Raw genomic sequence first — 20,823 nt, 5'->3', positions numbered from 1 at the left:
GGGCCGCATGCTGTCGCTGAGGATGAACGACGCCGCCGCCCAGGCGCTCGGAGTGCTCGACCACCCGGCCGCCCTGACGCCGCCCGGCGGCCTCGCCCCCGGCCTGCGCGACCGCCTCGCCCACGGGATCACCCGCCGCGGAGCCGTCCTCACCTGGGCCGACTCGACAGGCGACGCCGACGCCGCGCCCGCCGCCTTCACCGACCTCACCGCCTGGGAGTGCGCCGACAGCTCCTTCCACCTGGAGGACCACGTCCCCGTCGAGGTCCGGATCGTCGACGACGCCCCGCAGATCTCCGAGGACGACCAACGCCTCCTCCTCCTGCACGGGACCGCCCTCGCCCTGGAGTTCCGCCGCCTCCTCACCGGAGCGGACCACCCGGGCCCGGTGCGCTGCATCGTCGCCGCCAACGGGACGAACGCGACGTTCAGGTTCCACCGGATCCGCGCGGGCCAGTCGTGGCACCACCCCGACCTCGACAGCTACCGGACGGACAAGATGGTCGTCCTCGACCTCGCCCCGGCCGCCCCCTGACCCCCACCCCTGGCCCTCACCCCTGATCCCCGCCCCGACCCACCCGACGGCCGGGGTGCTAGAAATCCCCCGTGGACGATCACCCCCAGCCCCCGACCCGGCGCGTCTTCGTGGCCCTGGCCCCACCCGACGACGCCAAGGACGAGCTGGCCCACGCCCTCGCCCCCGCCTACACCGCCTACCCGCGACTGCGGTGGAACCGGATCGAGGACTGGCACATCACCCTCGCCTTCCTCGGCGAACTGCCCACCACCGCCGTACCGCCGCTGCGCACCGCCCTGGCCGCCCTGGCCCCCTCGCACCCCGCCCCGCGCCTGCGCCTGCACGGCGGCGGCCACTTCGACGACCGCCTCCTGTGGGCCGACATCGGCGGCGACCTCGAAGCCCTGCACCGACTCGCCACCGACGTCCGCACCCTGGCCAGGACCTGCGGCATCGACTTCAACGAGCGCCCGCTGCGCCCCCACCTGACCCTGGCCCGCGCCCGCCGCGACGACCCCACCAGCGTCCCGCTGGCCGCGGCCGGCCTCACCGGCTTCCACGGCCGCCCCTGGCGGGCCGAACGCCTCCACCTGGTCGGCAGCAACACCGGCCGCGGCCCCGGCCCGATCCACTACCGCGACATCGAGGCCTGGCACCTGGGCACCGCCCCCGGCAGCGTCCCCGCCGAGCCGTAACCGACGAACGGTCACCGTACGCTCGCCCGTACGTCGATCAGATCTTCGCCCGCGTCGGCTAGCCTGCCCCCGGCACCGCAGGTCCGCAGGTCGCCCAACACTGACGGCCCGCCAGGTCCGCCAGGCCCGCCAGGCCTGCCACCACACTGCACCGCACCGTACGTTCCACCAGGGGGAAACCGATGTCCCGCACGACCCGCCGCCGCACCGCCGCCACACTCACCGCGGCCGCCACCACGGCCCTGCTCGCCCTCACCGGCACCACCGCCACCGCGGCCGCCGCGCCGCTGTCCGGCACCGGCACCACCGCCACCGCGGCCGCCGCGCCGCTGTCCGGCACCGGCACCACCGCCACCGCGGCCGCCGCGCCGCTGTCCGGCACCGAGGCGACCGTCGCCGTCGGCGCCCGGGGCGCCGTGCCGGTGGTCAGCCCCGACGGCGCCAAGGCCTACGTCGTGGTGACCGAGGCCGACAACACCTCCACCGTGAAGACGGTGGACACCCAGACCGGCGCCGTCACCGCCCGCCTGGCCCTGGGCGCCCTCCAGTGGAGCGCCCACCCGGCGCTCAGCGCGGACGGCTCGCGCCTGTACGTCCTCGACGGCCAGCGCCTCAGCGTGGTGGACACCGCCACCCTGACCCTGCTCGCCACCCTGGCCCTGCCCGACCAGCCCCGCCCCGCCGGCTGGAGCACGGGCTCCACCTCCGGCCTGGCCCTCAGCCCGGACGGATCCACCCTGTACGTCTCCCAGAACGGCGCGACCGCCTACCGGCAGAACGGCCAGAGCCGGATCCTGGCCTTCGCCACCGCGCAGCGGGCCTTCACCGCCTCCGTCCAGGTCCCGGCCCCCTACGTCGGCGCCCCCGCGGCCCGCCCGGGCACCGGCGACGTGTACGTCGGCACCAGCCAGGGCGTGGTCCACGTGGCCGCGGCCGCCACCGCGCCGACCGTGGCCGGCACCGTCCGGGGCACCGCCACGAACCTGGACTACAACCTGGCGTTCACCCCCGACGGCAAGCGCCTGTTCGGCCTCGCCGAACTCGGCAGCGGCGCCAGCACCGTCATCGACCCGGCCACCGACACCGTCACCACCACCTTCCACCCCGCCACCGGCGGCGACGTCCTGGAGAACCCGCAGGTCAGCGCCGACGGCACCCGGCTCTACCTCGCCGACAGCAACTACGGCGCGAGCAGCACCTCCGTCCTCGCCCTCGACACCGCCACCGGCGCCCCCGTCCCCGCCGACGGCGCCGGCGACCTCGACGAGGACAACCTCACCGGCCTGGCGCTGGGCCCCGACGGCCACACCTTCTACGTGGGCGGCACCGCCGGCCAGGGCGCCAACCTCCAGATCGTGGCCCACTGACCGAGCGCCGGACCGCCCCGGCCGTCCGACGGCCCCGGTAGTCCGACGGCCCCCGCCCGCCGGGCGGGGGCCCGGCCCCGTCCCCGCGCTGACCGCGCCGCACCCCTGGACAGCGGCGGGGCAGTGGGCCACGCTTCACCCCCATGAACGCCCCGCAGCCCCCGCACCGCCCCGGCGCCGCCCGCCCGGGCGCCGACCGCACCGCGCTCCTGCGGGCGGTGACCGAGGTCGGCGACGAGGCCCCCGCCCTGCTGGCCGGCTGCGACGGGGACACCCCCGTCCCCGGATCCGCCTGGACGGTCGCCGAAGCCGCCGCCCACCTCGCGATGGCCAACGAGCTGATGGCCGCCCTGGCCGCCGGCGCTCAACGTCCCTACGGCGACGGCACCCCCGGCTCGCTGGCCGCCGCGAACGCGGCCGCCCTGGCCGCCCGGCCCGGGCGCGACCCGGCCGTCCTCGCCGCGCAGATCGCCGAGCAGGCACGGGAGTTCACCGCGGCGGCCACCCCGCGCCCCGGCACCGCACCGGTGACGACCCCGCTCGGCGCGATGGACCTGGACACCCTCACCGCCTACCTGCTGACCCACATGCTCGCCCACCTCCACGACATCGCCCGCGCCCTCGGCCGCCCGCACCCGCTGGACCGCCGGCGCGTCGCGCTGACGCTGCCGTTCCTGCGCGCCGCCATGCCCCGGGTGGTCGACCCCCGTGCCGCGGCCGGCCACAACGCCTGCTACCGCCTGCGGATCCGCGGCCTGGAAGGCTTCGCGGTGACCTTCACGGACGGCGCCGCCACGGTGAGCCCGCAGCCGCCGCGCCGCCCCGACTGCACGATCCTCACCGAGCCGGTGGCGTTCTTCCTCATCGCCCTGGGCCGCCTGGGCGCCACCGACGCCCTGCTGCGCGGCAAGGTCCTCGCCTGGGGCCGCCGCCCCTGGCTGGCCCCGGCCTTCCCCGCCCTGTTCACCGCCCCCTGAACCCGCCCGCCCGACCCACCGCGCCCCGGCCGACTTGCGGGCCGCCGGGCCCGGAGAGGTGATGGGAGGGGGCGAGTACCGAACCCGTACCCGACCAGGCGCCGTCCGGCCGAGGAGGATCCCCATGTCGCACCACAAGTCGAACAAGGACGTCGAGGGCGATCCCGACACCGGCCACGGCCGCGGCCTGCCCCGGCGCCCCGACGAGGCCGAGCTGGAGGAGCGCACCGAGGAGGACCGCGAGGAGGTCGGCCTGCCGCCGGAGGGCGAGGAGGACAGGGAGAACCGCAGGTAGCGGGCCCCGCCCCCGCCCCGCCCGTCCTGCCCGTCCTGCTCGTCCCGTACGGACGCCGCGGTTCTGCTGCGCCGTTCGCGCGGGACGGGCGGGCCACCGCCGCCGAGGCGTCAGTTCGCCTCGCCCTCGTCCGCCCCGTCCGCCCCGTACTGCCGGTGCACGTCCAGGAAGGGCAGCCGCACCCGCTCCCGCCACTCGGCCACCTGCGCGTGCGCCGCCGGGCGCACCGCCGCCGCCTCGGCCTCGTCCTCGGCCCAGCCGTACGGGTACGGGCTGCCCAGGGCCACCGCCGCCACGGCCAGGTAGCGGGCCATCGCCGCGTCGTCCGCCACCGCCAGGGTCTCCACCTCGCCCCGGTCGAGCGCGATGCCGATCTCCCAGGCCCCGTGCGCCGTCCGCCGCGCGTCCCAGCCCCGCGTCCACCGCACCTGCTCCGCCGTGACCTCACCGCCCGGCCGGGGCTCCAGCCCCGCGTCCCGCAGCGCCGGGACCACGGCGGCGGGGGAGTCCCAGGGGATCGGCAACCCCGCGCTCACCGCCACGCCGAGCACCGTGCGGCACGGGTACGGCGTACCGCAGCACGCACAGCGCGGCTGCTCCGACCCGGCGTCACCGCCCTGCGCCCGGGCGGGCTCGTGCAACTGCACCACGCCACCCAGCAGGTACTGGTGCCGGCCGACCGGCTGCCCCGCCTCCTTCGAGTCCCGCAGGAACAACTGCAACAGCCGGTGGAACAGCCGCCCGGCCTCGTAACCGCCCAACGGCGGCACCGGCACCTGCACCGGTACCCGCACCCCACCGTCACTTCCCTGCCCGTCACGACCCATGCGGGCGAGCCTAGGGCCTGCACTGTCGTGCCACGGTGCTGTACTGCTCCGATGAGCACCGCACACGACATCGGCCAGGTCATCGCCCACCGCGAACTGCTGTACACCGCCCCGGACGGGACGCGGTCCCCGGTGCTGCTCGAACTCGGCGCGCCCCGCCGGGATCCGCAGGGACCGGACTGGTCCTGCCCGTGCCGCATCACCGGTCACCCGGACATCAGCGACCGGGTGACCGAGATCTTCGGCGTGGACCCGCTGCAGGCCCTGCAACTCGCCCTGGCCCGCTTCCCCGCCGAACTGAACGGCGCCACCGGCCTGACCTTCCTGGGCGGCACGGACCTGATGCTCGGCGACGGCCACCGGGCCCCCTGACGGCACCCCGTACACCCCCGCCCCGCCCCGACGCGCTACCGGCCGGCCGCGCTACCGCCCGGCGCGCTACCGCCCGACCGCCTCCAGCACCTGCGTCACCAGGGGGACATCGGCCTTGGGGATCAGGATCACGTGCTGCGCGCCGTCCGCCACCAGGTCGAAGCGCGCCATCTTCGGGTGCGGGGTGCGCTGCTCCGACGCCGACAGGCCGAACGGCCCCCGGAGGGCGACGTCCTCGCCGGTGCGCCGGTTGCGCCAGGCCACCGAGCCGGCCGTCAGGTGCAGGTAGCCGGAGGCCGTGTGCGCGACGGTGCGCCCCTTGCCGACCGGCAGCATCCTGACCGTGCCCAGCGTCGGGCTCGAACAGGCCACCTGCAAGGTGGTGCCCGCCCGCAGGTCGGCCAGGTCCTTCTCCGTGCTCGGCCGGCGCAGGCCGACCATCGACAGCAGGACGTCGGAGAAGGTTCTGGTGCCCGCCGCGCGGCGGATGTCGGTCGTCATGGCGCAGATCCTCCCAGGTGGCACCGGCAGGCCTGTGACCAGGGGGGTTGTTCGTTCCGGCGGGTGGGGCGGGCCGTCACGCGAAGCGGGAGCTGCGCACCGGCCCGGCGGAACGCACCCGGTCGCGCGGACCGGCGGCGGGCCAGCCGGCCGCGCGGGCGGCGAAGGCCGTGAGGACGTCGTCCGGGTCGGCCGGGGTCCCGCCGTCGCCCTCCGACGCCTCGGGGGCGGCGGCCAGGATCGCCTCGGCGAGCTCCTCGGCCGAGCGCGGGTCGGGCCCGGCCTCCGCCGGTTCGCCGTCCTCGCCGAACTGCAGGCCCGGCTCCCACGGGGCGTTCACGATCTGCCCCAGCAGGGTGGAGACATCGGCCGTCACGGTCGGCGGGTCCGTCCAGCAGGTGGCGTGCTCGAAGAGCAGCTGGCCCGCCACCCGCTCGTTCAGCTGCGCCACCACGGCGGGATCGCACTCGTTCAGGTCGTACGCGACCACCAGCGCACCCGGCGTGCCCGGCTGGAACGGCGCCGCCGGGACCCCGAGCAGCCGCGCCGCGGCCAGTCCGAGCGCCCGGCTGCCCCGGTCGGCCAGCAGCGCGACCGAGTCGGGCTCGCGGCCGGTGGCGGCCAGGACGGCGCGCAGCCGCTCCAGACCGTAACGGCAGTGCCCGAAGTCGTCCTGGAGGTAGGCCCAGCGGCCGGTCATGCCCTGCTCGAAGCCGTGCGGCGAGAGGGTGGTGAGCAGGCCGCCGGTGAGCACGTAGTGCCAACCCCGCAGGTCCCGCTCGTCGACCGGCGGCAGCTGCGCGGCCCGCTCCAGCATCCGTCCGACCCGCTGCCCCGGCCCCACCCAGACCCCCTCGGGGGCCGACATCGCCCCGAACACCTCACGCGCCAGGGCTATTTGACCGTCCATCAGGGCGTTGTAGACCGTCAGGTAGCGGTCCGGCCAGTCGTCGAGCCGCTCGTCGTGCTCGCGCAGCACGGCCAGGGCCTCGCCGTGCCGCTCGCAGCCCTCCAGGGCCGAGACCAGCTCCAGCAGCACCTTGCGCAGCCCGAGCGGCGGGCCGGCCTGCGGCTTGGCCTTGCGGCGGAACAGGCCGCCGCGCACCGCGGCCGCCGGCGGCGCCTGGACCAGCCGCAGCGCCTCCCGCAGCGCGGGCACGGCCACCGCGTCGATGCCGCGCTCGACGCAGGCGTAGCCGTAGTCGTAGAGCCGCTCGACCTCCCCGGGCCGGGCCGCCAGCGCCGTCGAAGCCTGCGCCAGGTCCTCGAAACCTGCGCCCTGGGCCAGCCGGGCCACCAGCGGCGCGACCTCGGCGGGCGGGAGCCGGTCCGCGGCGGAGCGCAGCACCCGCATCGATCCCTGCGAGTCGCCGGACTTGCAGAGCTCCCAGGCTTCGGACAGTTCGCTGGTCATGTGTCTCCCGAGGTCAGAGGGCATACAGAACCCCAGGATGATCCTCGACCGACCACCCCCCGGGCAACCCGGTTTCCGCCACCCGCCGCCCCTGCCTCCTCGGCCGCCTCCGCGTCGGCGGTGGGCCGCGCAGCATCGCGCCCATGGCCGCCGTGTACCGCTGGGTGCGGGGGCCGCCGAGGAGGAAGGGGTGCGAGGCCCCGGGCGGCTGCGGACGTCAGCCGAGGGTGCTGACGACGGTCTTCGTCGCCTCGGCGATCAGGGCGTCGTCGGACTTGGCGCCCGCCTTGCCGCGGTCGGACAGGACGACGATCACGATCGGGGCGCGCCCGCCCGGCGGCCACGCCACGGCGGCGTCGTTGCGGGTGCCGTAGCCCGCGTTGCCGGTCTTGTCGCCGATCCGCCAGTCGGCGGGCACCCCCGCGCGGACGTACGGGCCGCCGGTCGTGTTGCCGACCAGCCAGTCCGTCAGCAGCCCGCGCCGGTCCGGCGGGAGGACGTCGCCGAGCACGTAGCGGCGCAGGTCGGTGGCGAGCACCCGCGGCGTGCTGGTGTCGCGGGTGTCGCCCGGGGTGGCCTCGTTGAGGGTGGGTTCGGTGCGGTCGACGCTGGTGGTCGAGTCGCCCAGGTCCCGCAGGGACTTCTGGACGGCCGCCGGGCCGCCGAGCTCGGCGGTGACCAGGTTGGCCGCCGTGTTGTCGCTGTACTGGATGGAGGCGGAGGCCAGGTCCCGCAGCTTCATGCCGGTGGCCACGTGCTGCGAGGTGACCGGCGCCCACTCCAGCAGGTCCTCCTGGCGGTAGGACACGACCTTGTCCAGGTCCGCGTCGGACGCCTTCCGCAGCAGCGCCCCGGCGGCCAGCGACTTGATCGTGGAGGCGAACGCGAACCGCTCGTCGGCCCGGTGGGTGACCTCCCGGCCGCTGCCGGTGTCCACCGCGAACACGCCGAGCCGGGCGCCGAAGCGCTGCTCCAGCGCCGCGAAGGAGGCGTCCGCCGCATCGGCCGGTGCCGTCCCCGCCACCGGTGCCGTCCCCGCCACCGGTGCCGCCGCCGCGCCGGAGGCCGTCGAGGTGCTGCCCGCCCCGCCGCACCCGCCGATCAGGGCGGCCGCCAACAGGGCCACGGCGGGCAGCGCGATGCGGGGGCGGTGGAGGTCGGACGTCATCAGTGCTCTCCCAGGTGGTTCGTGCCGTCACGGCCGCGCCGGTGCGGTCGCGCCGTCGCGCTCAGCCAACCAGGCCGCCGACTCCCCAGTCCAAGACCGCAATCGTGAAGTGGACGATAAGAAAACACCTATGATGGCTGCCCATGGACCTGCTGGGGCACCTGCGCCACTTCCGTGCCGTCGCCGAGGAACGGCACTTCGGCCGCGCCGCCGAGCGCCTGCGGATCGCCCAGCCCTCGCTCTCCCAGCGGATCCAGCGCCTCGAACGCGAACTCGGCGTCACCCTCTTCGACCGCGGCCCGCGCGGCGTCGACCTCACCCCGGCGGGCCGGCTGCTGCTCGCCGAGGCCGAGGAGACGCTGGACAGCGCCGCCCGCCTCCTCGCCACCGCCGCCGACCTGCGCAGCGGACGGGCCGGCACCCTGCGCGCGGCCGTCCCGCCCGACCTCGGGCCGGCCACCCTCGCCGCGCTGCTCACCGGCTTCGAGGCCGCCTCCCCGGGCACCCGGCTCGAACTGCGGGAGGTGCCGGTGGCGGCCGTGGTGCGCGAACTCGCCCAGCACACCGTCGACGTCGCCGTCGTCCGCCACCCCTGCCCGGCCGACGGACTGGCCTTCGGCCCCGTCCTGCACCAGCCGCTCGGGGTCCTGCTCGCCGAGCGCAGCCCGTACGCCGACCGCCCGGAGCTCGCGGTGGCCGAACTCACCGGCCTGCGCCTGGTCCTCTTCCCGCGCGCCACCGCGCCGGCCCTGTACGACGAGGTGCTCACCACGCTGACCAGGCACGGCTGCACCCCCGAGGCCGTGGTCGACCCGCCGGGGCCCGACGTCGCGGGCGCGCTCGTGCTCACCGGCAGCGCCATCGCCCTGGTGCCGCGCACCGCGCCGCCACCGGGTACAGTCTGGCGTCCGCTCACCGGCACCCCGCTGGCCTGGCGGACCTCCACGGCCTGGCCGGCCGGGCGGGGCGGGCCCGCCGTCCGGCTGTTCGCCCGCACCGCCCACGAGGCGCTGACCGGACCGGGCGGCCTGCTGCCCCAACCGCCCCACCGCCCGCTCTACCCCCGGCCCGCAATGGAGTTCCCGCTGTGACCAGCGACCGCACCGGAGCCGACCGCCCGTCCGCCGTCCGCACCGGAGCCGACAGCCCGTCCGCCGCCCGCCCGCCCGCCGACCGGACCCCGCACAGCCGTGCCGCGCGCACCCGCATCACCGCGGCCTTCGCCGACGCGGGCGTCACCGGCTGGCTGCACGCGCGCGACCTCGACACCGGCGCCGAAATCGGCCTCGGCGCCGACACCGCCGTCAGCACCGCCAGCGTCCACAAGGTCTGCCTGCTCGTGACGCTCTACCGCGAGGCCGCCGCCGGACGGATCGACCTCACCCGGCAGGTCGAGGTCCCCGCCACCGGCCGCACCCCCGGCGGCACCGGCCTCGCCGCCATGCTCGACCCCGCCCGCCTCTCCCTGCGCGACCTCGCCTACCTCACCGCCGCCGTCAGCGACAACACCGCCGCCGACACCCTGTGGGACGAGATCGGCCTCGACGCCGTCAACCGCACCATGGCCGACCTCGGCCTCACCCGCACCGTCGCCGTCCACAAACTCCGCGACCTCAGCGCCGCCCTCGCCGAGGACACCGGCCCGGACTCCCCGGTCGACCCCGCCGTCGTCGCCCGCCTCAGAGTCCTCGACCCCGCCTTCACCAACCACACCACCCCCCGCGACATGACCACCCTGCTCGCCGCGCTCTGGTACGGCGACGCCTGCCCCGGCGACCACGGCGCCGCCCTGCGCCGCCTCCTCGGCCTCCAGGTCTGGCCGCACCGGCTGGCCTCCGGCTTCCCCTTCGACGACGTCCGCGTCCACGGCAAGACCGGCACCCTCCCCACGCTGCGCCACGAGGTCGGCGTCGTCGAGTACCCCGACGGCGGCCGCTACGCCCTGGCCGTCTTCACCCGTGCCGCGGCCACCACCATCACCCTGCCCGCCGCCGACGCGGCCATCGGCACCACTGCCCGCCTCGCTGTCGACGCCCTCCGGGCCCGCGCGGCCACCGCCGGTCGGGCCGGATAGAACCGGTTGTCCGCGTAAAACCGGTTGTCCGCGCCGCCGGGGGTCCGGCACAGTGGGCACATCGCGCCGCACAGGCCCAGGAAGGAGCGCCGCCGTGAACACCACCACCCGTGTCCAGTCGTATCAGCGCTCCTCCAGTCACCGGTTCACCGGGACGTCCTCGTAGCGCGCTGACCGGCTTTTCGCCGGGCCGCCCCGGGGCCGCGTCCCCGCCCGGGCGGCCCTTTCGTGTGCCGCCCACCGTGCCGGATGGTGCAACAGGCAGCACACCTGACTCTGGATCAGGCGATCGGGGTTCGAATCCTCGTCCGGCAGCGCAGTACCTGGAGAGTTGGCCGAGTGGTAAGGCAGCGGCTTGCTAAGCCGTCGTCGGGTGACAGCCCGCGCGCGTTCGATCCGCGCACTCTCCGCGCACCACCGAGCAGTTCGACGGGCGAGCTGGGCACTGGAGAGCCCAAGGGTCTGTAACACCCCCGCTTCGGCTGTGGCGGTTCGAATCCGCCCTCGCCCACCCGACCACCGCGCACCGACCACCACGCACCACCACCACCGCCCGCCGCCCCCGGCGCCGGGCGGGCCTCAGCGCAGCACCGACTCCAGGAAGTCGCTCCCGATCCGGGCCACGACGGAGATGTCGAGCTTGTGGAGGACGTAGCGCCCCCGGCGCCGGGTGACGAGCAGCCCGGCCTTGCGCAGGACGGCGAGGTGGCGGGAGATCTCGGGGGCGGTGAGGCCGTACGCGTCGGCCAGCTCGTTCGTCGAGTACGCGGCGCGCGCCAGGTTGCGGCACAGGTTCATCCGCATCGGGTGGGTCAGCGCGTCCAGGCGCAGCCTGACCGTCTCCACCGGCTCGGCGCCGCCGATCTCGTGGGCCGCGGCCGGGTACTGGATCACGGGCTGCCAGCCCGGCCCGTACAGGGTGAACAGGTGCGGCCAGCCGAAGACGCTGGGCAGCAGGGTGACGGCGGTGTCGCGGGCGTCGGTGCGCCCGTGCAGGAGTTTGTCGACGACGATGCGGCTGCCGTGCTCGTCCTCCTCCAGGCTCAGCGCCGGTGACGCCGCCGTGAGGGCCTCCGCCAGGCCCTTGCGGCGTAGCAGTTCGGTCTTCTGCCGGGCGTCGGCGGCGAGTTGGACGCGGACCCGGCGCCAGGTGTCGGCGAAGAACGCCCGGTCGCAGTCCTCCAGGAGGCGCCGGATCCACGCCCGGGTGCCGGTGGGGTCGTTGAGCATCCGTTCGACGAACGCCGCCTGGTGCGGGCCGCGGGCCGCCGCCAGGTCGAGCGCGCGGCGCCGCGACCACGCGTCGACCAGGGGCGAGGGCAGGCCCTTGGGGTAGTGGCTGGTGCTGCAGGAGATCTCCAGGGCGGCGCCGACGAACTTCTCGTCCGGCATCCGGTCGAGGTCGTCCAGTTCCTCGGCGAGGGTCTGCCGGGGGCTTGCGGGCATCAGGAGGTCGGAGCGCGTCGAGCGCCACATGAAGTCGGCCTCCAGCATCCGGCCGGCCAGTTCCGGTTCGAGCGTGCCGGCGGTCGCCGTCGTCCACGCGTGCAGGCGGGGGTGGTGGGCGGGCTCGGCGAGCACGTGCAGCGCGTTGCCGAGCTCGGCCAGCGGCGAGGGGTGGAAGGCGATCCGCTCGTGCGGCAGTCCGGTGATGTCAATGGTCACGCTCACCCCTCCATGGTGCCGGGCCCGCTGATCACGTCATTTGACGGGGGTCGTCAATCGGCGGGACCGGTGGGGCGGCCGTGGTGCACGGTGGGCGCATGAACGCACTGCAGCAGCACCTCCTGGACAGCTACCGCGCCGCCCAGCACGCCGAACCGGCCCCGCCCGCCCCCGGCACCCACGACCTCGCGGTGCTCCGGGCGGCCCGTGACCACCGCCGCTTCGAAGCGGTCGTCGCCGGCCGCCCCACCCCCGGCCGCCTGCGCTTCGCCTTCCGCCGCTGGCTGAGCGCCCAGGGCTGACGGGCCCTGCGCCCACCGGCCGGCCAGTATCGGGGCCAGTACCGGGGCCAGTACCGGGGCCGGGGCCGTGGCGCGGTCGCCGTCACCCGCCCGGCCCGCCACCATGGGAAGTGGACCAGGGGGGACGTACCGGGACGCACCCGGGAGGTTTCCAGTGGACGTACTCGTCGTGGGCGCCGGACCGGTCGGCCTGACCGCAGCCGTGGAACTGCGCAGGCGGGGGATCGGATGCAGGCTCGTCGAACGGCTGCCGCAGCGGCTGCCGTTCGCGAAAGCGGTCGGAGTCCAGCCGCGCACGCTGGAGATCTGGGACCGGATGGGGCTGGTGCGGGCCGCGCTCGACGCCGCCGTCCCGATGCGCGGGCAACTGCTCTACGAGAACGGCACCGAGCAGCTCCGGACCGACCTGGCGCTGCCGCCCGAAGTGCCGTACGGCTTCGCGGCGCTGCCCCAGTACGAGACCGAGCGGATCCTGGAGGAGCACCTGATCCGCCTCGGGGGCCGGATCGAGCGCCGCAGCGAACTGGTGTCGTTCACCCAGGACGACGACGGCGTGACCAGCCGCCTGGCCACCTCCGAGGGGGAGGAGGAGGTCCGCTCCCGGTACCTGATCGGCTGCGACGGTGCGCACAGCACCGTCCGCAAGGGGCTCGGGCTCGGCTTCCGGGGCGGGGCGTTTCCCGAGGAGTACATGCTCGCCGACGTCGAGGTCGACTGGGACCTGCCTTCCGGCTACGGCGTGCGCGCCGTGCACCGGGCCGAGGACGGCCGCGTCGACGACCTGCTGGTCTGCATCCCGCTGCCCGGCCGGGGCCGCTACCGGATGTCGATGCCGGTGCCGCCCGAGCTGTCGGCAGCACCGGCCGCCTCCGGCATCGCGCACGGCCTGGGGGCCGGCCGGGGCCCGGCGCTGCCCGACGTCCAGGCGGTCCTGGACCGGCTCTCCCCGCAGCCGACCACCGCCTCGGCCATGCGCTGGTCCTCGGTCTTCCGGATCAGCCACCGGCTGGTGGACCGGTACGGGGAGGGCCGGGTCCTCGTCGCCGGGGACGCCGCGCACATCCACCCGCCCACCGGCGCGCAGGGCATGAACACCGGCATCCAGGACGCCTACAACCTCGCCTGGAAGCTCGCCCTCACGATCGGCGGCGCCGCCCGGCAGAACCTCCTCGCGAGCTACGACGCCGAACGCCGCCCGGTCGGCGAGGAGGTGGTCGGCCGCACCGTCCGACACGCCGCCGAAGGCGTCCAGGCCGACCCGGAGGACCCGGCGACCCTGCTGCTGCGCGAAGCCCAACTGCTCGTCGGCTACCGGGACAGCCCGATCGTCGGCCCCCCGGACGCTGATGCCGATGCCGCCGCCGACGCAGATGCCGCCGCCGACGCCGGGCCGGCCCCCCGCCCCGGCGACCGGGCCCCCGACTGCGCCGGCCTCACCGGGGAGATCGCCACCTACCCGCAGCGCCTGTACGACGTGCTGCGGGTCGGCGAACACGTGCTGCTGCTGTACGGCACCGGCCGGGAGTCGACCGCCCGATTCGACGAACTCGCCTCCCTCGCAAGCGAACTGACTGGTCATCAGACATCTTCCTGCGTGATCCTCGCCGACGGCGCACGGCGCCCGGCCGGCGGGACGCAGCTCCCGGTGTACCGCGACACCCGCGGCGAGTTCGCCCGCGCCTACGCGACCCAGGACGGCCCGACGGCCTTCGTCATCCGCCCGGACGGCTACCTGGGCGCCCGCCTCCACCCACCCACGGCCGAGGGCCTGACCGCCCACCTGGCCCGCGTCTTCCGCACCCCAGGGGCGCGGTGATCCCGGCGATCGCGCGAGGGGCCTTCCCGCGCAACGCGGCTGACCCGGGCCGCAGTCGTCACCGGCCGGCCTTCGCCGAGCACCGCCGGCCTCCGTATCCTTGCCTGGTCACCACGTGGTGCGCACGAACACGAAAAGGAGAGACCCCTCGTGGCCAGCCCGACCGAGACGCTGGAGTTCCAGGCGGAGACCCGCCAGCTGTTGCAGTTGGTGATCCACTCGATCTACTCGAACAAGGACATCTTCCTGCGCGAGCTGATCTCCAACGCCTCCGACGCCCTCGACAAGCTCCGCCTGGAATCCCTCACCGACACCGACCTCGCGGCCGACACCTCCGACCTGCACATCACCCTGGAGGTCGACCGGCAGGCCCGCACCCTGACGGTGCGGGACAACGGCATCGGCATGACCCGTGAGGACGTCGTCGACCTGATCGGCACCATCGCGAAGTCCGGCACCGCCGGCCTGCTGGCCAGGATCAAGGAGGCCAAGGACGCGGAAGCGGCGCAGAACCTGATCGGCCAGTTCGGGGTCGGCTTCTACTCGGCGTTCATGGTCGCCGACAAGGTCACCCTGCACACCCGCCGCGCCGGCACCGAGCAGGGCACCGCGTGGGAGTCCGACGGCGAGGGCACCTACACGATCGCGCCGGTCGACGGCCTGCCGGTGGGCACCTCGGTCACGCTGCACCTCAAGCCGGCCGACGGTGAGGACGGTCTCGGCGACTACCTCGCGGCGTGGAAGATCCGCCAGATCGTCAAGCAGTACTCGGACTTCATCCGCTGGCCCATCCGCATGGCCGCCGAACCCGCCGCCGGACCTGCCGCCGGATCCGCCGCCTCGGACGGTGCCGAGACCGTGGACGGTGCCGCGGACGAGGCCGTGGACGGCGCCGAACCCGCCGGCGCGCTCGAGACGCTGAACTCGATGAAGGCCCTGTGGGCCCGCCCGCGCAGCGAGGTGACCGAGGCCGAGTACCACGAGTTCTACCAGCAGATCAGCCACGACTGGCAGCCCCCGGCCGAGACCGTCCACATGCGCGCCGAGGGCACCTTCGAGTACGAGGCGCTGCTGTTCATCCCCGCCCACGCGCCGTTCGACCTGTTCTCCCGGGACACCAAGCGGGGCGTGCAGCTGTACGTCAAGCGGGTGTTCATCATGGACGACTGCGACGCGCTCATGCCGAACTACCTGCGCTTCGTCAAGGGTGTCGTCGACGCCCACGACCTGTCGCTGAACGTCTCCCGCGAGATCCTGCAGCACGACCGCCAGATCACCGCGGTCCGCCGGCGACTCGTCAAGAAGGTCCTCGGCGCCCTCAAGGACATGCAGGCCACCAACCCCGAGGCCTACGCCACGATGTGGGAGCAGTTCGGCCGGGTGATCAAGGAAGGTCTGATCGAGGACCGCGACAACACCGACGCGCTGCTGCCGCTGGTCTCGGCCGCCTCGACCGCCGACCCGGAGAAGGCGACCACGCTGCGCGAGTACGTGGAGCGGATGAGGGACGGCCAGGACACCATCTACTACCTGACCGGCGAGAACCGTCAGATGGTGGAGAACTCCCCGCACATGGAGGCCTTCACCGCCAAGGGCTACGAGGTCCTGATCCTCACCGACCCCGTCGACGAGGTCTGGACCGACCAGGTCCCCGCCTTCGAGGGCCACCGCTTCCAGTCCATCGCCAAGGGCCAGGTCGACCTCGGCGACGACGCCGACAGCGACGGCGACGAGGAGGCGAAGGCGCAGAAGGCCCGGCGCGAGGAGGACTTCGCCGACCTCCTCACCTGGCTGCAGGGCACCCTGGCCGAGCACGTCAAGCAGGTCCGCCTCTCCACCCGGCTCACCACCTCCGCCGCGTGCCTGGTCGGCGACGCCCACGACCTGACCCCCACCCTGGAGAAGATGTACCGGGCGATGGGTCAGGAACTGCCCCCCGTGAAGCGGATCCTGGAGCTCAACCCCACCCACCCCCTGGTCACCGCCCTGCACCGGGCCCACCGGGCGAAGTCCGACGACCCGGCCCTGGCCGACATCGCCGAACTCGTCCACGGCAGCGCCCTGCTCGCTGAGGGCGGCGACCTGCCCGACCCGGCCCGCTTCACCCGCCTCCTGACCGACCACCTCACCCACAGCCTGTAACCCCGCAGCCCGTCACCGCGGCGGCCGGCCGTACCCCGGGCCGGCCGCCGCACGGGGGTGTCGCACAGGGGTGTCGTACAGGGTGTCGTACGGGGTGTCAGCTTGTGACCGGTCACAAGCCGCGTCCGGAATCTTTGTGACCTGGCCAGGGGACAGTGCGCCGGGCCGCCGACATGATGTTCTCCGGGGCGCTGCCTACCAGTTGGTAACCCGGCGTTCTCCGACGGACCACCAGGAATCCCACGACCCGGGGGAACCATGCGCACGTGCACGTCCCGGCTGCTCGCCGCCGCCGTCACCGCCGCCCTGGCCGCCACCGCCACGGCCGTCACCGTCGGCCCGGCCGCCGCGGCCACGGCTGGAGCGGCGGCCACGGCGGCCCCGCGCTCCGCCGCCGCGAGCGACCCCTTCTACGCCTACGACGGCAGCACGCCACTGGCCTCGCTCACCCCGGGCACCGTGCTCAAGACGCGGACCCTGCCGTACCACGTGCTGGGGCTGCCCACCCCGGTGACGGCGGTCCAACTGCTCTACCGCACCACCGACGCGCAGGGCCGCCCGTCCGCCAACGTCACCACCGTGGTGCGCAGCCTGACCGGGGACGGCGGCAAGGCCGTCTCGTACCAGTCCTTCTACGACTCGCTCGACCCGGGCGACGGCCCCTCCCGGGCGGTGGCCGGCGACCTCAGCCTCGGCGGCGCGATCCCCAACATCGAGGCGGTCTTCCTGGTGCCGCTGCTCGCCCAGGGCTACAACGTGGTCATCCCCGACACCGAGGGCCAGAACGCCGACTTCGCGGCCGGGCCGGAGTACGCGACCAACACCCTGGACTCGATCCGGGCCGCGACCCGGTCCCCGGCCACCGGCATGGGCCCCGACACCCGCTTCGGGCTGATGGGGTACTCCGGCGGCGCCGTCGCCACGGGCTGGGCGGCCGCGCTCGCGCCGGGCTACGCGCCCGAGGTGAACGCCAAGCTGGTCGGCTACACCGTGGGCGGGCTGCTGGTGGACCCGGCGCACAACCTCGGCTACGTGGACGGCTCGCTGGCGTGGAGCGGGATCATCCCGCTGTCCGTGATCGGGGTCTCGCGCTCCCTGGGCATCGACCTCATGCCCTACCTGAACGACTACGGCCGCTCGCTCTACCAGCGGCTGGAGCACGGCTCGATCGTCGACGCCCTGGGCCACTACCCCGGGCTGACCTGGAAGGCGATGGCCAAGCCCCAGTACGCCGACCCGAACTCGGTGCCGCCCTTCGTCGACGCGATCAACCGGAACAACCTCGGCTCGGCCCCCACCCCGACCGTGCCCGGCGCCATGGCCCAGGGCAACGGCGGCTTCCTGGAGGGCACCTTCGCCGGCCCGGCCGGCATCGGCACGGGCGACGGCGTGATGGTCGCCGGGGACGTCCGGGCACTCGCCCGGCAGTACTGCGCGACCGGCACCAGCCCGGTCTCCTACCAGCAGTACGACCTCCTCAGCCACTTCGGCGTTCCCGTCGTCTGGGCCCCGCAGGCCCTCGCCTGGCTCGACGACCGCTTCGCCGGCCGCCCCGCCCCCTCCGACTGCGGCCACATACCGCCAGGCAACCCCCTCACCCCGCAACAGCCCACCCCCACCCACTGACCCGGACGGGAACGAGAAGCACCCGCAGCACCGGCCACCGTCATACCGGGGTACTGCAACGGGACTCGGCACCCCGGTACGACGGCTTGCGCCCCTCCCCGGACGCGGCCGGGTGCGGGCCGGGCCAGGTGATCCCCGCCCTCCCCGCGTCCCGCTGTCCGGCCCGCACCCGTGCGCCACTATGATCATCGCCGCACCCTGGAAGGGGCCGGGGCGACGGGACGACCGGGGGAGAGGAGCGGACATGCCGGCGTGGTGGCGAAACCGGTCCCAGCGGCGCGCCGCCGCTCTCGCGGACGCCCTGACCGACGAGTCGGTCCGCCTCGCGGCCGCGGGCCGGTGGCCGCAGGCCGAAGCCGTCCAGCGGCAGATCATCCAGCTGCGCACCGACCACCTGGGCCCGCACGCGCCCGCCACCCTGGCCGCGCGCGGCGAACGGGCCGCGGTCCTGGGCGCGTTGGGACGCCACGAGGAGGCCGGCCGCGAGGCGCGGGCCGTCCTCCCGCTCGCCGTCGCGGCCCGGGGAGAGGACCACGACGAGGTCCGCGGGCTGCGGGCGGTGCTCGGCCGCGCCCTGGTCGAGTCGAGGCGTTACGACGAGGCCGAGCCCGAGCTGCGGGCCGTCCTCCCGCTCGCCGTCGCGGCCCGGGGAGAGGACCACGACGAGGTCCACGAGCTGCGGTTCCTGCTGGGACGCGTCCTGATCGCCACCGGACGCCCGGACCAGGCCGAGGAGTTGGCGCGCGCCGTGCTCACCGCGCACCCCGCCGTGGACCTGGTACGCGTGCGCGCGTGGAGGGCCAGGGCGCTGGCGCTCAACAGCCTCGGCCGCCACCGTGAGGCCGCCGCCGAGTACACCACGCTCCTGACCGCCGCCCCGGCCGTGCTCGGCGAGCGGCACCGGCTGCTGCTGGCGTCCCGCTCGCACCGGCTCCAGCAACTCGCGGTCCTGGGCGAGCACGACCAGGTCGAACGGGAGTACCAGGCCCTGCTGTCCGACCTTCCCGACGACGACAGGCTCCGCCGCTCCGTGACCAGCGCGCAGGTCTTCGCCCTCAACAGCGCCGGCCGGCACACCGAGGCCGAGGCCCTCGCCCGGACGGCATTGGCCCGCCACCCCGGGACCGGCCTCTCCGCCGGCCTCGCCCGCAGTCTCACCGCCCTCGGCCGGCCCGCGGAGGCGCTCCAGGTCCTCACCGACGCCGAAGCGGACAACCCGCGGATCGGTGGGGGAGCGCTCGCCGTGCTGTTCGGCTTCCTCACCGCCCAGGCCCTGCTCGGCCTCGACCGGCCCGAGGAGGCCGAGGCCCGGGCCAGGCGCGCGGTCGACCTCGCCCGGGCCCACTACCACCCGGACAACCACCGGGCCCTGGAAGCCGCCACCACCCTGGGCCGCGCCCTCGCCGCTCTCGGGCGTGTCTGACAATTCCCGCCGGGCGCGCGACGCTCCCCCAGCCTTCGGCCGGGAGGTGCCCCCATCCTCCGCCTTGCGATGCACGCACCCCAACGCCGCGCGCTGATCCGACGCGAATTGTCAGACACGCCCGAGGCCGACACCCCGAGGCCGTACAACAGCTGACCCGCTGCGCCACCGCCTGGCGCGAGCACTTCGGCGCCCGGCACCCGTCCACGGTGGCCGTCGAGGCCGAACTCGCGGCGCTGACCCGCCCCTGACGGGCCACGCCCCTCGGCCCCGCGCCCCCGCAGCCTGTGAACACCGGGCGGACCGCCGTACCGCCCTACCGCTGCACCCGGTTGTCGGTCGCCAGCACGTCGCCCGGCACCGTCGAGCCCAGCTGGCGCCGCAGCGCGCCGATCGCCGGATCGGCGATGGAGACGGTGAGCCGGTAGGGCGGCTGGCCGGTGACGGTGTTGTTCGAGTCGGTCGGTGCCGTCAGCCGCTGCTGGACGGCGAAGCCGTCGAAGCCCGGGCACAGGGCCGCGGCCGGGAGCGTCACCTGTACGGACGCGCCGCCCTCGGGCCCGACGTGGACGGTGCCGCCCGGGTCGGACGGAGCGTCGCCGTCGCCGTCGCCGTGCGTGAGCGGGAGGCCGTGGGCCCCGGCGACCAGGCCGTCGGGGCCCTCGATCTCGACCGCCACGCCCTGCGGACCGAGCGGCGCGGACAGGTCCAGCGCGTGGCCGCCGGGGCCCGGGGCGAGACCCAGACCGATGGTGAAGTGCCCGGGGTCCTGTGCCGCGCCCCGCGAGAACCCGTAGGCGCTGAGGACGAGTTGGGGTCCCGGCGGCGGGGTGTCGGTCGGTGACCCGGCGAAGGTGAAGGACGCGGGCGCCGGCTCGAAGTGGTGGAAGCCCTTGGTGCCGCACCTGGTGCCGTCGGAGACCCCGCCGCCGGGCAGCGCGACGTCCACGGTCGGCCGGGGCGATCCGGGCACCGGCCGCGGGCTGCGCATCGACCGGCCGTCCCGGTTCAGCACCCCGGCCGGGTCCATCCCGACCGCGACGGCCAGTAGCGCCGCGAAAGCGGTGGCCGTGATCAGCACGGTGCGCCGACGCCCGCGCCGGATCCACCGCGAGCGGGCCGCGCCGCGGGCCGCGCCGGGTGCGGCCCCGGGCGTCCAGCGGCGGCCGCCCGGGTCCACCGGCGGCTCCTCCCGCCACCGCGCCGCGAGCATCCGGGTCCGGGCGGTCGGCTCCTTGACGGTGGCCTCCCCGATCAACCGCTCGTCCAGGACGAGCCCCTCGAACGGATCGGGCGTCGCCCGGCCCGGCACTGCCGGCTCCGGTTCGCGGGAAGGGGGCTGCTGGGGGGCATCGGCGCTCGACACGGCCGCCAGTATGCGCGGCCCCCGCCGCAGGGCAAGGACGCTTGCTCGTGAGCCCGGGCCCGGTACGCGCCGCGCTGCCGGGGCCGCTCGACGGCCGTCACACCCGGGACGGATGTCTCCTGGTGTGCGTAGTACTGGCGCTGAGGGTCCAGGCGATGAGAGGGCCGTGGGGGGGGGGGGGCGGGGGGGGGGGGCCCCCCCGCCCCCCCCCGGGGGGGGGGGCCCCCGCGGGGGGGGGGGGGGGCGCGGGGGGGGGGGGGGGGGGGGGGGCCGGGG

At 75.3% G+C, this 20,823-nt stretch carries 19 protein-coding genes and 3 tRNA genes; 16 read left to right on the top strand and 6 right to left on the bottom strand.

The window, feature by feature from the left end:
- Positions 1-7: 7 nt before the first annotated feature.
- The 5 genes from AB0F71_RS12925 to AB0F71_RS12905 all read left to right on the top strand — a co-directional run bounded on the left by AB0F71_RS12925 (position 8) and on the right by AB0F71_RS12905 (position 3,851).
- On the top strand, positions 8-535 hold the full coding sequence (locus tag AB0F71_RS12925) for a hypothetical protein (RefSeq protein ID WP_360231925.1): 528 nt from the start codon (positions 8-10) through the stop codon (positions 533-535).
- Between the two features lie 71 nt (positions 536-606).
- Positions 607-1,212, top strand: a complete 606-nt coding sequence (thpR, locus tag AB0F71_RS12920) for an RNA 2',3'-cyclic phosphodiesterase (protein WP_360231922.1) — start codon at positions 607-609, stop codon at positions 1,210-1,212.
- A 182-nt stretch (positions 1,213-1,394) separates the two neighbouring features.
- Complete coding sequence (locus AB0F71_RS12915; RefSeq protein ID WP_360231919.1) at positions 1,395-2,579, top strand: hypothetical protein; 1,185 nt, start codon at positions 1,395-1,397, stop codon at positions 2,577-2,579.
- A 143-nt stretch (positions 2,580-2,722) separates the two neighbouring features.
- Complete coding sequence (locus AB0F71_RS12910) at positions 2,723-3,556, top strand: maleylpyruvate isomerase family mycothiol-dependent enzyme (protein ID WP_360231917.1); 834 nt, start codon at positions 2,723-2,725, stop codon at positions 3,554-3,556.
- Positions 3,557-3,680: 124 nt separating this feature from the next.
- A complete protein-coding gene (locus AB0F71_RS12905) occupies positions 3,681-3,851 on the top strand; it encodes a hypothetical protein (protein ID WP_360231914.1) in 171 nt (56 codons plus the stop codon).
- 110 nt (positions 3,852-3,961) lie between these two features.
- Here the strand turns inward: AB0F71_RS12905 and AB0F71_RS12900 are convergent, their stop codons facing one another.
- Positions 3,962-4,678 carry a hypothetical protein gene (locus AB0F71_RS12900; protein ID WP_360231912.1) on the bottom strand — a complete coding sequence of 239 codons (717 nt, stop codon included), beginning with the start codon at positions 4,676-4,678 and terminating at the stop codon, positions 3,962-3,964.
- A gap of 51 nt (positions 4,679-4,729) precedes the next feature.
- On the opposite strand from AB0F71_RS12900, the gene AB0F71_RS12895 reads away from it, so the two are divergent.
- Complete coding sequence (locus tag AB0F71_RS12895; protein WP_360231909.1) at positions 4,730-5,050, top strand: hypothetical protein; 321 nt, start codon at positions 4,730-4,732, stop codon at positions 5,048-5,050.
- Positions 5,051-5,116: 66 nt separating this feature from the next.
- Here AB0F71_RS12895 and AB0F71_RS12890 read toward each other — a convergent pair whose 3' ends face one another.
- The 3 genes from AB0F71_RS12890 to bla form a co-directional block, all read right to left on the bottom strand.
- The gene (locus tag AB0F71_RS12890; RefSeq protein WP_360231906.1) at positions 5,117-5,551 is read right to left on the bottom strand and encodes a hypothetical protein; all 435 of its coding nucleotides are present in this window, start codon (positions 5,549-5,551) and stop codon (positions 5,117-5,119) included.
- A gap of 76 nt (positions 5,552-5,627) precedes the next feature.
- Positions 5,628-6,965, bottom strand: a complete 1,338-nt coding sequence (locus AB0F71_RS12885) for a hypothetical protein (RefSeq protein WP_360231903.1) — start codon at positions 6,963-6,965, stop codon at positions 5,628-5,630.
- A gap of 217 nt (positions 6,966-7,182) precedes the next feature.
- Entirely contained in the window at positions 7,183-8,133 is a 951-nt protein-coding gene (gene bla / locus AB0F71_RS12880; RefSeq protein ID WP_360231900.1) for a class A beta-lactamase, read from the bottom strand.
- Positions 8,134-8,276: 143 nt separating this feature from the next.
- Here bla and AB0F71_RS12875 point away from each other — a divergent pair, with 143 nt between their 5' ends.
- The 5 genes from AB0F71_RS12875 to AB0F71_RS12855 all read left to right on the top strand — a co-directional run bounded on the left by AB0F71_RS12875 (position 8,277) and on the right by AB0F71_RS12855 (position 10,718).
- A complete protein-coding gene (locus tag AB0F71_RS12875) occupies positions 8,277-9,224 on the top strand; it encodes a LysR family transcriptional regulator (RefSeq protein ID WP_360231898.1) in 948 nt (315 codons plus the stop codon).
- Between the two features lie 116 nt (positions 9,225-9,340).
- Positions 9,341-10,207: a serine hydrolase gene (locus AB0F71_RS12870; RefSeq protein WP_360232373.1), complete on the top strand. Its 867-nt coding sequence runs from the start codon at positions 9,341-9,343 to the stop codon at positions 10,205-10,207.
- Between the two features lie 243 nt (positions 10,208-10,450).
- Positions 10,451-10,522: transfer RNA gene (locus AB0F71_RS12865), tRNA-Gln, on the top strand.
- A gap of 10 nt (positions 10,523-10,532) precedes the next feature.
- Positions 10,533-10,617 (top strand) — tRNA-Ser (locus tag AB0F71_RS12860).
- Positions 10,618-10,638: 21 nt separating this feature from the next.
- Positions 10,639-10,718: transfer RNA gene (locus AB0F71_RS12855), tRNA-Tyr, on the top strand.
- 68 nt (positions 10,719-10,786) lie between these two features.
- Here the strand turns inward: AB0F71_RS12855 and AB0F71_RS12850 are convergent.
- Positions 10,787-11,878, bottom strand: coding sequence for a DUF5937 family protein (locus AB0F71_RS12850; protein ID WP_360231895.1), 1,092 nt, complete (start codon positions 11,876-11,878; stop codon positions 10,787-10,789).
- A 92-nt stretch (positions 11,879-11,970) separates the two neighbouring features.
- On the opposite strand from AB0F71_RS12850, the gene AB0F71_RS12845 reads away from it, so the two are divergent.
- The 5 genes from AB0F71_RS12845 to AB0F71_RS12825 all read left to right on the top strand — a co-directional run bounded on the left by AB0F71_RS12845 (position 11,971) and on the right by AB0F71_RS12825 (position 19,181).
- Positions 11,971-12,174, top strand: a complete 204-nt coding sequence (locus AB0F71_RS12845; protein WP_360231892.1) for a hypothetical protein — start codon at positions 11,971-11,973, stop codon at positions 12,172-12,174.
- A gap of 154 nt (positions 12,175-12,328) precedes the next feature.
- The gene (locus AB0F71_RS12840; protein ID WP_360231889.1) at positions 12,329-13,990 is read left to right on the top strand and encodes an FAD-dependent monooxygenase; all 1,662 of its coding nucleotides are present in this window, start codon (positions 12,329-12,331) and stop codon (positions 13,988-13,990) included.
- Between the two features lie 150 nt (positions 13,991-14,140).
- Positions 14,141-16,132: a molecular chaperone HtpG gene (htpG, locus tag AB0F71_RS12835; protein ID WP_360231886.1), complete on the top strand. Its 1,992-nt coding sequence runs from the start codon at positions 14,141-14,143 to the stop codon at positions 16,130-16,132.
- A 258-nt stretch (positions 16,133-16,390) separates the two neighbouring features.
- The gene (locus AB0F71_RS12830) at positions 16,391-17,758 is read left to right on the top strand and encodes a lipase family protein (protein WP_360231883.1); all 1,368 of its coding nucleotides are present in this window, start codon (positions 16,391-16,393) and stop codon (positions 17,756-17,758) included.
- Positions 17,759-18,002: 244 nt separating this feature from the next.
- A complete protein-coding gene (locus AB0F71_RS12825) occupies positions 18,003-19,181 on the top strand; it encodes a tetratricopeptide repeat protein (protein ID WP_360231880.1) in 1,179 nt (392 codons plus the stop codon).
- A gap of 316 nt (positions 19,182-19,497) precedes the next feature.
- On the opposite strand, the gene AB0F71_RS12820 is transcribed toward AB0F71_RS12825, so the two are convergent.
- Positions 19,498-20,547, bottom strand: coding sequence for a hypothetical protein (locus AB0F71_RS12820; protein WP_360231877.1), 1,050 nt, complete (start codon positions 20,545-20,547; stop codon positions 19,498-19,500).
- Positions 20,548-20,823: the final 276 nt, after the last annotated feature.

Source organism: Kitasatospora sp. NPDC028055 (genome assembly GCF_040637885.1).
GTDB lineage: Bacteria > Actinomycetota > Actinomycetes > Streptomycetales > Streptomycetaceae > Kitasatospora.
Note: the sequence above shows the minus strand (reverse complement) of the source record. Positions and strands in the feature narration are given on the sequence as shown.

What these genes read in the sequence shown, in the direction of transcription:
- AB0F71_RS12925 (WP_360231925.1), top strand. Translation starts at nt 8, where the DNA reads ATGCTGTCGCTGAGGATGAACGACGCCGCCGCCCAGGCGCTCGGAGTG.
- AB0F71_RS12915 (WP_360231919.1), top strand. Translation starts at nt 1,395, where the DNA reads ATGTCCCGCACGACCCGCCGCCGCACCGCCGCCACACTCACCGCGGCC.
- AB0F71_RS12910 (WP_360231917.1), top strand. Translation starts at nt 2,723, where the DNA reads ATGAACGCCCCGCAGCCCCCGCACCGCCCCGGCGCCGCCCGCCCGGGC.
- AB0F71_RS12905 (WP_360231914.1), top strand. Translation starts at nt 3,681, where the DNA reads ATGTCGCACCACAAGTCGAACAAGGACGTCGAGGGCGATCCCGACACC.
- AB0F71_RS12900 (WP_360231912.1), bottom strand. Translation starts at nt 4,678, where the DNA reads ATGGGTCGTGACGGGCAGGGAAGTGACGGTGGGGTGCGGGTACCGGTG.
- AB0F71_RS12895 (WP_360231909.1), top strand. Translation starts at nt 4,730, where the DNA reads ATGAGCACCGCACACGACATCGGCCAGGTCATCGCCCACCGCGAACTG.
- AB0F71_RS12890 (WP_360231906.1), bottom strand. Translation starts at nt 5,551, where the DNA reads ATGACGACCGACATCCGCCGCGCGGCGGGCACCAGAACCTTCTCCGAC.
- AB0F71_RS12885 (WP_360231903.1), bottom strand. Translation starts at nt 6,965, where the DNA reads ATGACCAGCGAACTGTCCGAAGCCTGGGAGCTCTGCAAGTCCGGCGAC.
- bla (WP_360231900.1), bottom strand. Translation starts at nt 8,133, where the DNA reads ATGACGTCCGACCTCCACCGCCCCCGCATCGCGCTGCCCGCCGTGGCC.
- AB0F71_RS12875 (WP_360231898.1), top strand. Translation starts at nt 8,277, where the DNA reads ATGGACCTGCTGGGGCACCTGCGCCACTTCCGTGCCGTCGCCGAGGAA.
- AB0F71_RS12845 (WP_360231892.1), top strand. Translation starts at nt 11,971, where the DNA reads ATGAACGCACTGCAGCAGCACCTCCTGGACAGCTACCGCGCCGCCCAG.
- AB0F71_RS12830 (WP_360231883.1), top strand. Translation starts at nt 16,391, where the DNA reads ATGCGCACGTGCACGTCCCGGCTGCTCGCCGCCGCCGTCACCGCCGCC.
- AB0F71_RS12825 (WP_360231880.1), top strand. Translation starts at nt 18,003, where the DNA reads ATGCCGGCGTGGTGGCGAAACCGGTCCCAGCGGCGCGCCGCCGCTCTC.